The organism is Blautia massiliensis (ex Durand et al. 2017) (assembly GCF_051861785.1).
GTDB classification, from domain to species: domain Bacteria; phylum Bacillota; class Clostridia; order Lachnospirales; family Lachnospiraceae; genus Blautia_A; species Blautia_A luti_A.
Map to the genome: position 1 here is coordinate 1,743,097 of NZ_CP146725.1, position 15,064 is coordinate 1,758,160.

General features: G+C 43.9%; 13 protein-coding genes. 3 read left to right on the forward strand and 10 right to left on the reverse strand.

Annotation, left to right across the window (positions count from 1 at the left end):
- Nucleotides 1–108: 108 nt before the first annotated feature.
- From V9W66_RS08320 to V9W66_RS08335, 4 genes are all read right to left on the reverse strand, one after another.
- Nucleotides 109–1,116: a sugar ABC transporter substrate-binding protein gene (locus tag V9W66_RS08320; RefSeq protein ID WP_144093600.1), complete on the reverse strand. Its 1,008-nt coding sequence runs from the start codon at nt 1,114–1,116 to the stop codon at nt 109–111.
- Nucleotides 1,113–2,921, reverse strand: a complete 1,809-nt coding sequence (locus V9W66_RS08325; RefSeq protein ID WP_144093599.1) for a cache domain-containing sensor histidine kinase — start codon at nt 2,919–2,921, stop codon at nt 1,113–1,115. The genes V9W66_RS08320 and V9W66_RS08325 overlap by 4 nt, the downstream gene beginning before the upstream one ends.
- A gap of 3 nt (nt 2,922–2,924) precedes the next feature.
- The gene (locus V9W66_RS08330; protein ID WP_186290021.1) at nt 2,925–4,517 is read right to left on the reverse strand and encodes a response regulator; all 1,593 of its coding nucleotides are present in this window, start codon (nt 4,515–4,517) and stop codon (nt 2,925–2,927) included.
- Between the two features lie 170 nt (nt 4,518–4,687).
- Nucleotides 4,688–6,991 (reverse strand): extracellular solute-binding protein, encoded by a 2,304-nt coding sequence (locus tag V9W66_RS08335; RefSeq protein WP_144093597.1) that lies wholly within the window; start codon nt 6,989–6,991, stop codon nt 4,688–4,690.
- A 219-nt stretch (nt 6,992–7,210) separates the two neighbouring features.
- On the opposite strand from V9W66_RS08335, the gene V9W66_RS08340 reads away from it, so the two are divergent.
- Nucleotides 7,211–8,458, forward strand: coding sequence for a uroporphyrinogen decarboxylase family protein (locus tag V9W66_RS08340; protein ID WP_144093596.1), 1,248 nt, complete (start codon nt 7,211–7,213; stop codon nt 8,456–8,458).
- A 120-nt stretch (nt 8,459–8,578) separates the two neighbouring features.
- Here the strand turns inward: V9W66_RS08340 and V9W66_RS08345 are convergent, their stop codons facing one another.
- From V9W66_RS08345 to V9W66_RS08360, 4 genes are all read right to left on the reverse strand, one after another.
- Nucleotides 8,579–9,217: a corrinoid protein gene (locus V9W66_RS08345; RefSeq protein WP_015526633.1), complete on the reverse strand. Its 639-nt coding sequence runs from the start codon at nt 9,215–9,217 to the stop codon at nt 8,579–8,581.
- Between the two features lie 146 nt (nt 9,218–9,363).
- Nucleotides 9,364–10,179 (reverse strand): methyltetrahydrofolate cobalamin methyltransferase, encoded by an 816-nt coding sequence (locus V9W66_RS08350; protein WP_144093595.1) that lies wholly within the window; start codon nt 10,177–10,179, stop codon nt 9,364–9,366.
- 14 nt (nt 10,180–10,193) lie between these two features.
- A complete protein-coding gene (locus tag V9W66_RS08355; protein WP_015526635.1) occupies nt 10,194–11,243 on the reverse strand; it encodes a uroporphyrinogen decarboxylase family protein in 1,050 nt (349 codons plus the stop codon).
- A gap of 34 nt (nt 11,244–11,277) precedes the next feature.
- Nucleotides 11,278–11,604, reverse strand: coding sequence for an L-rhamnose mutarotase (locus V9W66_RS08360; protein WP_243121633.1), 327 nt, complete (start codon nt 11,602–11,604; stop codon nt 11,278–11,280).
- A 334-nt stretch (nt 11,605–11,938) separates the two neighbouring features.
- Between V9W66_RS08360 and V9W66_RS08365 the strand changes: the two genes are divergently transcribed.
- Nucleotides 11,939–12,358 (forward strand): PPC domain-containing DNA-binding protein, encoded by a 420-nt coding sequence (locus V9W66_RS08365; RefSeq protein ID WP_144093594.1) that lies wholly within the window; start codon nt 11,939–11,941, stop codon nt 12,356–12,358.
- Nucleotides 12,359–12,626: 268 nt separating this feature from the next.
- Nucleotides 12,627–13,706, forward strand: coding sequence for an NAD(P)H-dependent flavin oxidoreductase (locus V9W66_RS08370; protein WP_144093593.1), 1,080 nt, complete (start codon nt 12,627–12,629; stop codon nt 13,704–13,706).
- A gap of 87 nt (nt 13,707–13,793) precedes the next feature.
- On the opposite strand, the gene queF is transcribed toward V9W66_RS08370, so the two are convergent.
- Both queF and queC read right to left on the reverse strand, forming a co-directional pair.
- Complete coding sequence (gene queF, locus V9W66_RS08375; RefSeq protein ID WP_015526640.1) at nt 13,794–14,288, reverse strand: preQ(1) synthase; 495 nt, start codon at nt 14,286–14,288, stop codon at nt 13,794–13,796.
- Between the two features lie 43 nt (nt 14,289–14,331).
- Nucleotides 14,332–15,048 carry a 7-cyano-7-deazaguanine synthase QueC gene (gene queC / locus V9W66_RS08380; RefSeq protein ID WP_279231311.1) on the reverse strand — a complete coding sequence of 239 codons (717 nt, stop codon included), beginning with the start codon at nt 15,046–15,048 and terminating at the stop codon, nt 14,332–14,334.
- Nucleotides 15,049–15,064: the final 16 nt, after the last annotated feature.

Here is a 15,064-nt window from a genome sequence, read left to right on the forward strand (position 1 = left end):
CGATCATTACGAAGTATTTATTAGTATAATAAGAAAAACCGATGAAAATTGAAATTCAATTTTTTCATCGGTTTAGTCTTATTTTTCACATCAGTGACAGTCCTTTTTTTAATCCAGTGACGGTCTAAAATAAGTGTCTATATTATCTTTTGTAAGGCTTACTACCAGGTTCTTATACCACAGTCTCAGGATTTCTCCCGAAGCGGCTCTTTTTGCACAGCTCCATGCATATTCCGCTTCATATTCCGGCGGCTGGGTTACAATACCATAAAGCTTTCCACGCTTTACCGCTTCCATATGCTCTGTTTCATTTCCAATTCCTATCACCTGGATATTGTCCTGTATTCCTCTGGCCTTCAGCATATCATAAACTCCCAGTGCCATATTGCTGTCATGGCAGTAAAATACATTGATATCCGGATTCTGGGAAAGAAGTCTGGATGCTGCCAGACCTGCTTTTGCCCGGGACCAGTTGGCTTCTTCAATCCCCACAACTTCAACGTCCGGATAACTGGACAGATATTCCAGAAATGTCTGTGTTCTGTAAATCTGGGGATCTGTTCCCTGAGAACCTTCGATGATTCCCACTTTTCCTTTTTTTCCATTAAGACATTCCACCACCAGCTGACCTGCCAGATCAGCCTCTTCCGACATACTTGCCCCTACATAAGTTGTAATATATTCCGCAGATACAGTATCCACTTTCATATTCAGATTGATCACAGGGATTCCGGCGTTCTTTGCCTCGCGAAGTACATTCAGATAAGATTTCGCATTAACCGGACAAAAAATGATGGCATCAACTTTTCTCCGGATAAAATCCCTCATCTGCTCTTCCTGTTTTTTTACATTCCATTCTGCATACTGGATTTCCAGCTTATAATCCGGATCTTTCTCTGCTTCTGCAACAAGAAGATTTCCAATAGCATACTGATAACTGGCCTGACTGGATGCAAGGGTGACACCGATTATTTTTTTCTTTGTTTCCTGCTGCGTTTTTACACCGGCTGCCTCAGATCTGACTTCTGTTTTACAATGAACAGTTACTGTCGTTATTATCATCAAAATTGCCGCCGCAAAAATCAGGAGCCTTTTTTTCATATGTTTCTTATTCATATACTGCCTCCCTCATTATATGGAAGAACATAAGTCACTGTCGTTCCAACGCCTTCTTCTGATGAATAGCTCAGACCGTATTTCTTTCCAAAACGGAGCTGGATGCGTTCATTTACATTTTTGACTCCGATTCCGGAACCGCTGATATTCTCAGATTCGATCTCATCAGACAGGATTTTCCTGCATATTTCTTCCGGCATTCCGCATCCGTCATCGCTGACTTCTATGATCAGATTCTGTTCCCGCCTGTACGCCCGGATAGTGATCTTTCCTGTTCCTCGTTTCTTTTTGATGCCATGATAAATACAGTTTTCCACTATCGGCTGCAGGATCAGCTTTATCGTCCTGCACCGTTCCACACCAGGCTCTGCTGAAATTTCATATGTAAATTTATCTGCATAACGCATACTCTGAATGATCAGATAATTTTTCACATGCTCCAGCTCCCTTTCCAGAGAGATTTCTTCATTTCCCTTGTTCAGGGATATCCGGAACAGTTTTGCCAGTGCTTCTGTCATTGCCACGATATTTGAGTCATTTGTCTCTGCCATCCATATAATGGAATCCAGCGTATTGTACAGAAAATGCGGATTGATCTGTGCCTGCAGAGCCTGAAGCTCGTACTTTCGCTTATCTTCCTGTTCTTCGATCACCTGCTCTTTCAGATTCCGGATACGATCCATCATCTGATTAAATTTCATTGACAAATGTCCGATCTCATCGTCTGTAAGAATTTCCATACGCTGATCCATATTATCCGGATTAACCTGAACCATATATTTTTCCAGTTTTTTCAGAGGCTTTACCACTCCTGTAAGAATCCGGTTAAGCAGAAGCAAAGTTACTATAAGAGTAATGACCACAGCCAGGATCATTACCCCACTGATTGCCATTGTTTCTGCCATCACAGACTTGTACGGAACCATACTTACCAGAATCCATCCTGTTGTTTTCATACCGGTTCTGGTTACCAGATATTTCTCTCCTCTGTAGTTCAGCCTGAAACAGCTCTCCTTCGTTTTCCCAAGTTCTGTATTCAGCTTCTGACGGTTTTCCTTCTCATCAAAAGCGAAGCGTTCTCTTCCATTTTGCTGCTCATAAACCAGCTCGCCCTTATCATTTATAATACATATAAAATTCTCCTGTTTTTCCTGAAAAGAATTACAGATCTCCGTGATCTTATTCATATTCAGATTGATCAGGATCACACCTCGGAAGGTTCCGTTTTCATAGCTCTGGACTTCCCTGCTCAGTGAGATCACCTCATCATCTGTGTCAAAAAATGAATGTCTGTTAGGTCCTGTGATAATTGCATCCTGCGGCTTTGCCACTGCCTTCGCATACCAGTCCAGCTTGGAATAATCCAATGCGACCTTCTGATAGGTATACATAGATCTGTTCAGGAGCATTTTTTTCTTTCCAAAAATCATAATGGAGGAAATATCTGCCCTGGAAAGTAAGGTGTCACTGAATGCCTGTGAGCTCATCTCATAAGAACGCATATTTTTTCCGATTCCGCTATCCACATAATCATCTTCTTCTTTGATCACAGTTTCCAGATAATCCTGAAGATAATAATTATAATTTACATTTTTTGCAATGGAATCCACTTCCTCCAAGTAGCTGTTCAGATAGGCTTCCATATTTACCAGATTTTCTTCTTCGTACTTTCCCCGTTCATTAAATGCCCTTGAGTGAAAGACCATATAAAAAACAGTAACCATAATACACATGGTAACAATAATCAGCACCGCGGTCTGACTCAGGGCCCGGTTTTTCAGACTGCTTTTCTGTTTTTTCTTCATGGCTTACTCCTTTGCCCTGAACTCGGAAGGAGACATTCCTGTATATTTTTTGAAAGAAACACTGAAATAATGAGGATTGGAAAATCCTGTTTCATAAGCAATCTCATAGGTTTTCATATCTGTTGATCGAAGCAGCTGCATGGATTTTTCCATGCGGACATCTGTAAGATATTTTACAAAATTCGTTCCCGCTTCTTTCTTGAAGAGTCCGCTTAAATATCCTGTGCTGACAGATGCAAATTCCGCTGCTGATGTAAGGGAAATCTCCGGATTTTTATAATTTCTCATTACATAATCCTTCACCTTGTCAATAACCTGCATTCCACTGTTTGTCTGAGCAGAATTCATTTCGTCACGGATACTGCATGCAAACCGGATCAGCTCATCCTCCATCTCTCTCAGGGAACTGTATGTTTCAAATTTCTGGTATAATACAAATCCTCTGTTCCACATTTCATCCGGGATATCCTTAAGCCCGGCAAGTTCTCTCAAAAGTGCATTCATTGCCTCCATATAAATAACCTTGACATTTTTTCCGGAAAGGGAACCGTCCTTTTCATTGTCATGAAATACAGAACGTACTGCTCGTTCGATTTCTTTCGTATTGCCGATCATGATACTCTTAGTAAGATGGTGAAGTTCCTGCTGCGGATAATAGAAGGAACGCTCCAGATAATTCAGGTCTTCAATATCATAAACATTATTGCTTCCCAGTGAATATTTACACTCCAGTGCTTTCTTTGCATTGCGGTAGGCCTGGTTCAGTTCATCCAGGGTGGCTGCTGTTGTCCCCAGTGCACAGGTGGTTCTCAGCCGGATCGTGTTATAGATAGACTTCTGGATAATACAGAGGACATCATAAATAAGATCATGCGATTCTGCTTCAAGCGTACCGCAGCGAAACAAAATTACCACTCTGTCTTTTCCATCTTCAAAAACATAATGCTCTTTTCCCAGACATTCTTTCACAATATTCCGGGATGCAAAAAGATAAAGATCATAATCTGCCCCTGAAATATTTTCCATATCAAGATCCATGACTCCAATCTCATATGGTGCCTGGCTCATATCCAGCTGAAGGCTTTTTGCCCTCTCCAGATACAGCCTGAGATTACGGTCTGCAGAACAGACGATCTTGTTCAGTGTCTGTTCCTGAAGTACAGGCAGGCTCTGGCGAAGCTGATTCTTCATTGACTGGATATACTGTCTCTGGCTATTCTCTATATGAAGCTTCTCGCAGATTTCCTTCATTTCCTTATAAAGGCTTTCGGCACCGATAGGCTTCAGGATATAGTTCTTCACTCCAAGTCCAACCGATTTCTGTGCATACTGAAAATCCTCATGTCCAGTGAGGATCACAACATGGATCTGCGGAAATTCCCTTGAAAGGATCTCCGTCAGCTCCAGACCATCCATAAACGGCATCACAATATCTGTCAGCACAAGATCCACATGATTTTTCCGTATGATATCCAGTGCCTCCTGTCCATCCTCCGCAAGAAAAATCTCCGAAAATCCCAGAGATTCCCAGTCTATGATCTTTTTCACCCCATTGCGGATAAGAGGTTCATCATCAGCAATCAGAAGTGTATACATTTTCTTCCCCTCCCATCTGTACATCGATCCGTGATTATGTATAATTTCTGTCTGTTTTCGCGCTCTTTTTTTTGTTGATTATACTATATTTTCACAATAATTACAAATTTTCCCGCAATTATTCTTGTGTATATTGCATATTACAAAAAATTATTAAACGTGGTTTTTTGTCATCTTCTGAATATTTCGTGGATCGTTGGATATCCATACATGCTGAACAGGTGATCCGCCTCTTCCTGTGCTGCTTTCAGCGCCTCTTCAACAGAGGTATCTCCCTGATATGTTTTTCGCAGAGCCTGACACATGATCTTCTCAATCTGCTCTACAGGAATAATCAGGCGATTCTTTCGATACGGACTGTTTCGTCTTTTTGCATACTGAAGGCTCTCCTCAGTGCTGACCAGCCAGGGATGCAGCTTCAGAAGCTCACTGTTGCGGTACGGTGTCACAACTGTTGACGCACCATTCAGTATAGTCAGATACAGACTCGTATCACTGTTGCACAGCCAGGAAAAAAATCGGCAGACAGCTTCTCTGTGTGAGGAAAAAGGATTCAGTCCCAGATTCCATCCTACACTGGCAGGTGCTTTTCCCGGAACCATACCGGAAGCGATCCGACCGGATACATTCTCTTTCACCCGCCGGTTTATTCCATGAGCAAACTCTGAATATGTGATCAGCATAGCTGTCCTGCCTGTACAGAAATCATCTACTGTCTGAGTGATAGATCTGTTCATATCTTTCTCCGGTATGTAATCCAGCGTATGGAGAATACTCTCAAAAGCCATTCTGTTCTCCTTCGTATGAAAGGTTGGCCTATGATAATTATCCCATAGCTTTCCGCCGCAGGCCCAGAGCCTGATCAGGATCTCCGGTGCCAGTTCTTCATCGATCGCTCCCGCAAAAGAAGCTCCGTATTCTGTAGGTGACGCAGGATTCTCCTTCCTTGTAAAAAAGGCAGCCACATCATTAAATTCCTTCCATGTTCTCGGTGTCCGAAGTGATATCAGACTTCTTTTCTGGTATTCAGCCTGAAGCTCCCTGTTTTCAAACAGGTCTTTTCTGTAGAAAAGAAGCTGTGTTCCTCCGCTCACCGGGATTCCGAAATACCGTCCGTTCAACTGGCAGTTCCGGAAGCCTGACTGAAAAAACTGATCCTTTCTGAAGCTGTCACTTTCAATAAAGGAAGAAATATCTGCAAGACACATATTCTGAACCATATATTCCAGCCACGGAACATCATAGGTATAAAAGTCATAGGTCTGCGTCAGCGTAGCACAGGACTCTGAAATCATGGAAAGCAGCTGGTTCTGAGGTACACAGTGAAACTCTACCTGAATCCCGGTTTCCGCTTCAAAATGTCCGGTAAGCAGCTGTAGTGCCTGGATAGTCGGATTGTCCACTGCCAGAAAGCGGATTTTCTCTTTGCAGGATATCCGGAAACTCTGTTTCTGCTGCTTTTCTTTTTCCGGCAGACTCACAAGCCGGATATCCTTTTCCGAAAAATCAATCTCCTGTATAGTCTGCTCATACAGCCTTGGGTTATGGATATTCTGCAAAAGTATCCTGGCTGCCTGCTCCCCCAGAACAGTACTGTTTCTGGAGATTTTGATCACACCATCATTCTGATTGATGTTGATCCAGGATTCCTCAGAACAGCTGATCAGAACAATATCCTCCGGGGTTCGCAATCCGCAGTATTCCATGGCAGTCTGAATTCCATATGTGATCTCACGATTTGTTGACAGCAAAACCTCCGGCGGCTTCCTGGAAAAAATTTTCATAAAACTGCTGAATGCATCTTCTCTGGTAAAATTCGTCGCACATATCTTCTCCGGCGCCAAATCTTCTCCCTGTGTTTCCATGGCATCTCTGAATGCCCGGACATAATTCCGCTCAGAAGAAAACTCAAGAGGACCACAGACAATACTGATATCCCGGTATCCCTGTTTCAGAACCTGTTTTGTTATACTGTAAAAGGTATCGTAATGACGAAACCCTACATAATTACAGAACACGGAATCCGGTTCACGCTCAACAAAAACCGCCGGAATCTGATAATCCATAATATGGTTCTGAAAAAAAGCTGTATTACCTGGCTGTGTCGTCACGATAATAAGCCCTGCTGAATTCTGGGTAATAAATTCATCGATCTTCGTACATTCCACATCTACGGAATCATTGGAAAACGCAATATTAATGGAATATCCATGGGACTGAAGATAAGAAGATATTCCGTCAAAGAGCCCTGAGTAAAACTGGCTTCTCATTCCCGGAAGCAGCACGCTTACCATATTGCTGGCTTTTTTTTTCAGATTTCTGGCAGAATAATTCGGAATATATTTCAGCTTCTCCACAGCGTCCATTATCTTTGTATAGGTTTCCGGACGGACTGCTTTCTTTCCGCTCAGTGCGCAGGAAACGGTTGCTATGGATACACCTGCTTCCCTTGCAACGTCTTTTAATGTTATCATTTTTATGTCCCTTCAAATGCTTCTGTTTCGTCGTTTTTCTCTCTGTTTTTATCTGTTTTTCATTATATGTCCTATGAGATCCGCTTCATTCAACATAGTAAAATTCGTAGTAAAACGTTTAGATTTTTATTCCGGCAATCGTATTGAAACACACACTTTTTTTTCACATAATGTAGTTATAAGTTGAAGCAGATGAAAAACTACAGGAGGTAAATATATATGAAAATGACACCCAGAGAACGTGTAATGGCGTCTGTCAATCATCAGAATCCCGATTCCCTTCCAATGGATCTGGGAAGCAACGTAAGTGCCGGAATCAGTGGTATGGCTTACGGAAAATTAAAAGAATATCTTGGAATCACAACAGGCCACAACCGTATTTACGATGTGGTACAGCAGGTAGCTCAGCCTGAGATCCAGGTTCTTGATATCATCGGAGCTGACGTCCTTGATGTTGGCCGTGTATTTAACACAGAAGACTCCGACTGGTACGATGTAGCCTTATCAAACGGCGTTGCCGCACAGTGGCCAGACTGGTTCAGGCCGAGACATAACAAAGATGGCTCTTATGAATATTTTGACTGCGAGGGCACACTCATTGCCAAGATGCCAAACGGCGGAATGTGTTTTGACCAGCAGTACTTCCCATATAAAGAAGATTATCCGGAAAACTACAATGATCTGGATAAAGAGATGGGAAAGGTTATCTGGAGTGCTATGGTTCACAGTCCATGGGATCATTCCAACGAAAAATATTTCTGGGAAACACTTCGTGAGAGATGTCTTGTACTGAAGAACAGCACAGACCGTGCCCTGATGATCACCTGCGGATGTAACTTCTTCGAATGGGGAACTTTCCTTCGCAGAATGGAAAATTATCTCATGGATATTTATGAGGAACCGGAGCAGGTTCTTGCACTTAATGACCAGCTTCTGGAACGCCACCTGAAAAACCTGGAAAACACATGTAAGTACCTTGACGGAATCGTAGATATCGTCCGTTTCGGTGATGACCTCGGAATGAACAACAACATGTTCATGTCCCTGGAAAAATACCATACCTTATTCAAACCGTATCATACAAATATTAATGAGTATGTACATAAACACAGCAGCATGAAGACATTCCTCCACTCCTGCGGTTCCATCTTCCCGGTCATCGGAGATCTGGCAGAAGCAGGCTTCGATATCCTTAATCCGGTTCAGACATCAGCAGCCAATATGGATCCTGCCAAACTGAAACAGGAATACGGCAAAGATATCACCTTCTGGGGCGGCGGATGCAACACCAGGAAAATTCTGAACATGGGAACTGAAAAAGAGGTTTACGATTATTGCAGACGCATGATCGATATCTTCTTCCAGGATGGCGGATTCGTATTCAACCAGGAGCACAACATCCTCGGTGATGTTCCTCCTCAGAATATCATGGCTATGTATAAAGCTGTTGAGGATGCCAGAAGATAAAGTACAGACAATATGTTTCTGAAACCCCAAAAGGGATGCCGCATGAACAGAATCTCTGAATTCTGTTCCATACGGTATCCCTGATGGCATAGGTTTATCATAAGCGGTTGGATTATTCAGTTATGCTCCGATCAGCTGATTTGCCAGTGTTGCAGCACTTGCAGCATCCTCGGAATATCCGTCTGCGCCAATCTCGTCTGCGAATTCCTGAGTGATCGGTGCTCCGCCGACCATAACCTTGATATTGCTTCTGAAATCAGATTTGTTCAGTGCATCTACAGCATCACGAAGTGCAGGCATTGTTGTTGTAAGAAGAGCGGAAAGAGCGATGATCTTTGTATCCGGGTTCTCTCTGTAGCACTCGATGATCTTGTCATTGGAAACGTCAACACCAAGGTCGATAACCTCGAAGCCTGCACTCTCGATCATCATGGCAACAAGGTTTTTACCGATATCATGAAGGTCTCCTGCTACTGTTGCAATGATAAGTTTACCCTTTACGCCTGTAGCTCCGGATGCAAGATGCGGTTTCAGAACCTCAACACCTTTTTTCATGGCTCTTGCTGCTACCAGCATCTCAGGTACGAAGATCTCATTATTTTTGAACTTCTCACCTACAACAGCCATGGCATCGATCATACCTTTATTTAAGATCTCCTGTGGATCGCAGCCTTCATCAAGAGCTTCCTGCACTGCTTTTCCTACCAGTTTCGCTTTACCGATTTCTACTAATTTTGCAACTTCTTCGATTTTTGACATTGTTCTACCTCCAAATATTATGTATGTTCATTATTTGCTACGGACAGGCTGATAATTTTTCGCACTCATCTCAGCTTTTGTCGTATTTTTTATGGGATTCGTTTGCAGAGTCCTCCGCAGGCTCTGCAAACCTAAAGGGATCCTGATTATTTTTTTACAGGTCCGATAAGACCCTCTCTGTATGCCCCGATGTACTCCATACAGTAGTCATCTTCTCCAAGAAGAGCTTCTGTTGCATAGATAAGACCAAGCATGTCTCTGTTTGTCGGGTCAAGGATTCCACTGTCCAGACCGGCATTCATAGCCAGTACCATAAATCCAAGGTTGATCAGCTTACGAACCGGCAGATTGAAAGAAATATTGCTGATCGCTGCTGTAATATGAATGGACGGATACTGCTCACGAACAGAAGTGATAACTTCGATATTTGTCTCAATTCCATTCTCAGATGTACAAAGCATCTCTACCAGCGGATCAATGTGAATTCTGGATGGAGCGATTCCGTATTCTTTGGCTTTTGCCATGATCTTATCAAATACGCGAAGTCTGTCTGCTGCATTTTTCGGGATTCCGGTATCATCACTGAGAAGAGCGATAACTTCCCAGCCTTTATTTTCTTCCTGTGCCATAACAGGGAAAATCTTGTCGATCTTGTCGCCCTCGCTGGATACAGAATTGAAAAGTCCCGGACGTTTACAGAATTTATAAGCCTGGATCAGTACATCAGCACTTGGACTGTCCACAGAAATCGGAAGGTCTGTTACTTCCTGAATACAGTCGATCATCCATTTCAGTGTTTCAACTTCCTCTTCCTCCGGAACAGATGCACAGCAATCGATAAATGTTGCTCCGGCTTCTGCCTGTTTTCTTGCACGGTCCTTGATAAACTCCGCATCTCTTTTTGCAATAGCCTCTGCAACAGAAGGAATGGAACCGTTGATTTTTTCTCCGATAATGATCATATTTTTCTTCCTCCCTATTCGTAGATCTTGGTTGCTTCGTCAAACAGCGCCTTGATATTGCTTGGCGGAACGTCCGGCTGTAATCCCTCATGGCTTGGTGATACGATAAGTCCTGTCGGGAAGTAGGTACGAAGCTCTTTAACCTTTGCAGCTACCTGCTCCGGTGTTCCGTTCGGAAGAAGATCCTGTGTATCAACACCGCCGCAGAAAGAAATCTTTCCGTCGAATTTATCTTTCAGGTTTGCAGGATCCATACCTGCTGCAAGTGCCTGGATCGGATGGATAACATCAACGCCAGCCTCAATGAGAAGCGGGATAGCTTCAACAATAGATCCGCAGGAATGATATACAACCTTTACGCCATAGCTGTGTGCCAGATCAATAAGTTTCTTTGCTCCGGGAATAACGAACTCGCTGATAAGAGCCGGGCTGATCATCAGGCCTCTCTGACTTCCTACATCATCACCGATGAGGATTGCCTGTACTTTACCTTTTGTTGCCTCAAGGAAAATCTTAAGGGCTTTCAGATAAAAATCTACAATATGATCATCTACATAATGTACCATCTCAGGCTCTGCAACCATGTTCATAAGGCATGTCTGCATTCCGAATGCAGCACAGGTATCCTGGAAGTGGCAGGCCCAGAGCATACCCATAACTACTTTATCATCCGGTGCCTCATCAACAAGACGGCGGCACTCTTCCGGATCGATATAAAGCTCCGGATCCGGCCATGGGAAATTCACTGCCTCCACATCTTCAAGATCCTCACACTGTGCAAAGCATCCGTCTGCTGTCAGTGTTCTGTGCTCTGTATCTACATTGCTTCCGTTCATATACCAGTCAAATGCCGCGAAAATTGCGGAGCATGTCGGGGATTTGTACGGGATCTCTACTGCGTAGAAGTCATCTCCGCATACTTTTTTCAGTTCTTTGATATTGTCTACATGGTAGTAATCACAAAGTGCAGGAACTGCCTCCGGTGTCGGATCACCAAGCCAGCAGGCCGGTCTGTCTACCGGTTTTCTTTCTACAGTTGCGATAAATCTTTCTCTACTGTTCATGTTTCTTTTCCTCCATATCTATTGCTTTTGCTTATTAGTCAAGGTGATAAATTTCTTCCATATCTGACCAGAATTCGCCTTCTGCTCTGTCAGGAAGGGGTGACATCAGCGGTTTTACAACATCCCACCATCTTTGTGTTGCCGGATCTGCTGCCATCTTTGCCATATCTGCATCGAAATCTTCGCCTTCGTACTCAAAATATGTAAAAAGATATTCTCCTCTGCTGTAGATAGAATAATTTTTCAGACCGCATTCTTTGATCATTTCATTTACGCCCGGCATTGGATTTGCATGCCATTTTTTATATTCGGCAAGCTTTTCCGGTTTTACCTTGATCATCTGACCAAATCTTTTTTTCATACTTTCACCCTTTCCCTGCTGCTTCCAGTTTACAGTTCTTACATTCCGTTCTTTATGAAAATCATTATAAAAAAAGCCGGTAAAAATATAAATTCAATATTTTCATCGGTTTAGTCCTTTTTTTCATGTAAAAAATCTGAACATGTAAAAAATACACCTATAGCAATTCCAGAAATTAATACATTAAAAAGAAGTTGGACAGAGCATGATGCAGTAATTTCCGGAAGTGCTGTAATCTGATTAATGTAACTATTGAATAAAAACAGGAATGTATTATACTGGAATCATGTTCAGACAATGGAAAAATCAAAAAATTTACAGGGAGGTTTTTATCATGGAATACAGACGTTTTGGAAACACGATTTATCTTCGACTTGATCCGAAGGAAGAGATCCTGGAGGAGATCGGCAAGGTTGCAGAGAAAGAAAACATCCGCCTTGCACAGGTCACAGGTCTTGGCGCCATCCATGATTTCACTGCAGGCGTATACAACACAGTGACAAAGGAATACCACTCTATTCAGTTCCATGGAGCGTTTGAGATCGTATCACTTACCGGTACCGTTACCCGCAAAGACGGTGACGTTTATCTTCATCTCCATATCGCAGCCGGTGACGAGGAAGGCCATGTACACGGCGGTCATCTGAACCGTGCCATCATCAGTGCTACTGCCGAGATCCAGATTCAGGTGATCGACGGAGAAATCGGTCGTGAGTTCAGCGAAGAGATCGGACTGAATCTGTTTAAATTCTGATTTTGCCAAACGGAGTTCAGCTACAGTTTACTGCTTTACAGTTTAAGATTTCATCACACATAAAAAGGGTGAGACTACACAGCGTAATGCTGTCAGCTCACCCTTTTCTTATTCCGAAAAGCTATACTGACAACTCACCACATCTCCCTGAGCCAACCTTCCTACATATACATTGACAAATTTCTCCGTTATGATATACTTTGATAATAAAACTATTTTATACTAAAATTATTTAATGAAAGCAAATGAATGTGAGGATCTGATCGTTATGAAGAATTTTAAAATCGGTGATAAACTTACGAAATTTCCCCTGATCCAGGGTGGAATGGGCGTTGGCATCAGCCTTGGCCGTCTGGCAGGCACCGTTGCAAAGGAAGGTGGGATCGGAATCATTTCCACCGCTCAGATCGGCTACCGGGAAAAGGATTTCGACCGGAATACCGAAGAAGCCAACCAGCGGGCCATCCTGTCCGAGATGAAAAAAGCACGCAGGATTTCTCCTGACGGTATCATCGGCTACAACATCATGGTTGCGCTGAAGGAGTACGCATCTCATGTAAAAGCCGCTGTCCATGCCGGCGCTGACCTGATCATCTCCGGTGCAGGACTTCCTACAGAGCTCCCTGCTCTTGTCAGCGGAAGCAAAACAAAGATCGCCCCCATTGTCTCAACGGACAAATCTGCAAAGGTTATCCTGAAATACTGGGAAAGAAAGTACAAGCGCACTGCAGACCTTGTGGTGATCGAGGGTCCCCAGGCAGGCGGTCATCTGGGCTTCCACAGGGAAGAGCTGGAATCCTATACACCGGAAGCCTACGACAATGAGATCCGAAAGATTGTCCAGACTGTAAAAAGCTATGCCGCAAAATTCAGCACGGAAATCCCTGTAGTAGCTGCCGGCGGCATCGCCACGCACGAGGATGTAAAGCATGTCCTTGATCTTGGTGTGGACGGCGTTCAGGTCGCCACCCGTTTTATCCCAACGGAAGAATGTGACGCAGACATCCGGCTGAAAGAATCCCTGATCCACGCCGCAAAGGACGACATTGCCATTGTAAAAAGTCCGGTAGGTATGCCGGGACGTGCCATTATGAACTCCTTCATGCAGCACGTCATGGCCGGTAAAAAAATCCCGCACAGTCCCTGCCACCGCTGCCTTGCCAAATGTTCCCCCGGCGAGATCCCTTACTGCATTACAGACAAGCTGATCGCCGCCGTAAAGGGCGACGTGGAAAACGGCCTGCTGTTCTGCGGAGCAAAGGCCTATATGGCAGATAAGATCGAAACCGTGCACGATGTGATTGCTGATCTGTTTGGCACAGAATCGGAGTGCATCCGGCTGGCATAAAGATAAACCTGCGCCGCCAGGCGCACCTGAACAAAAAGCCCCTGCTTTCATTGCTTTTCGCAGTGAAAACAGGGACTTTTAGTTTTTCTACCGGTTATCGATCTTTTCCGGGTACATGTCATGCTCTGTCAGACGTTTCCAGGCAATCTCCTCCCATCTGGTTCCGGCCTTTCCGTAATTGCAGTATGGATCAATGGAAATGCCGCCTCTCGGCGTAAATTTTCCCCAGACCTCAATGTATTTCGGATCCATAAGACGGATCAGATCCTTCATAATGATGTTCACGCAATCCTCATGAAAATCTCCGTGATTGCGGAAGCTGAAAAGATACAGCTTCAGAGATTTGCTCTCCACCATTTTTTCACCGGGTACGTAGGATATCGTGATCGTCGCGAAATCCGGCTGTCCGGTAATGGGACAAAGGCTTGTAAATTCCGGGCAGTTAAATTTTACAAAGTAATCGTTGTCCGGGTGCTTGTTCAAAAATGTTTCCAGTACTTCCGGAGCATAATTGTCCGGATATTTTACTTTCTGATTTCCGAGAAGGGTGATCCCTTCTTTTTCCAGGTTTTCTCTGCTCATATTTTTTTCCTTTCTACGGTCAGACGGATATTTATGATCCGATCTATCTGTCAAGTGCCGGGTCCTTCACTCCATTGAGACGGAATGCCTCTGCTCTGTCAATACAGGTTCCGCACACACCGCAGGGCTTTTCGCCGCCTTCGTAACAGCTCCAGGTCAGTTCATAAGGAACTTTCAGCTCCAGGCCGGTTTTTACGACCTCTGCCTTTGTGCAGCTGACAAAAGGCGCCTCAACCTTCAGCTGGCCGCCGCTTCCCTGATAGATCGCCTCGTTGATCGCATTGTGAAACGCACTGCTGCAGTCCGGATATGCATTTCCGGCTGCATCATCCGCATGTGCTCCGTAATAGATCACACTGCAGTTTTTTGACAGCGCAATACTTGCTGCCGAGGAAAGAAACAATCCGTTCCGGAACGGCACATAGGTTGAAACCGGTGAGCCATCGGTTTCCTTCAGCTGCTCTGCATAGCTTTCGTGCGGGATCTCTCTGTCTGAATGCTTCAGAAGCGAACAGTCACTGTACCGGAAGATCGGCTCAAGATCCAGATAAAGATGCTCCACTCCGTAATATTCTGCTGTTTTTCTGGCAGCCTCAATTTCTTTTGTGTGCTTCTGTCCGTAAGCTACTGTTAATGCAATTACATTCTCTTTTCCATATTTGTTTACGGCAAGCCCCAGGCAGGTGGTGGAATCCACACCGCCGCTTGCAAGTACAAGTGCTTTCATAGCGTTCTCCTTTTCTGCGGTATTTCTTGTTATATTGTGATATGTTTTC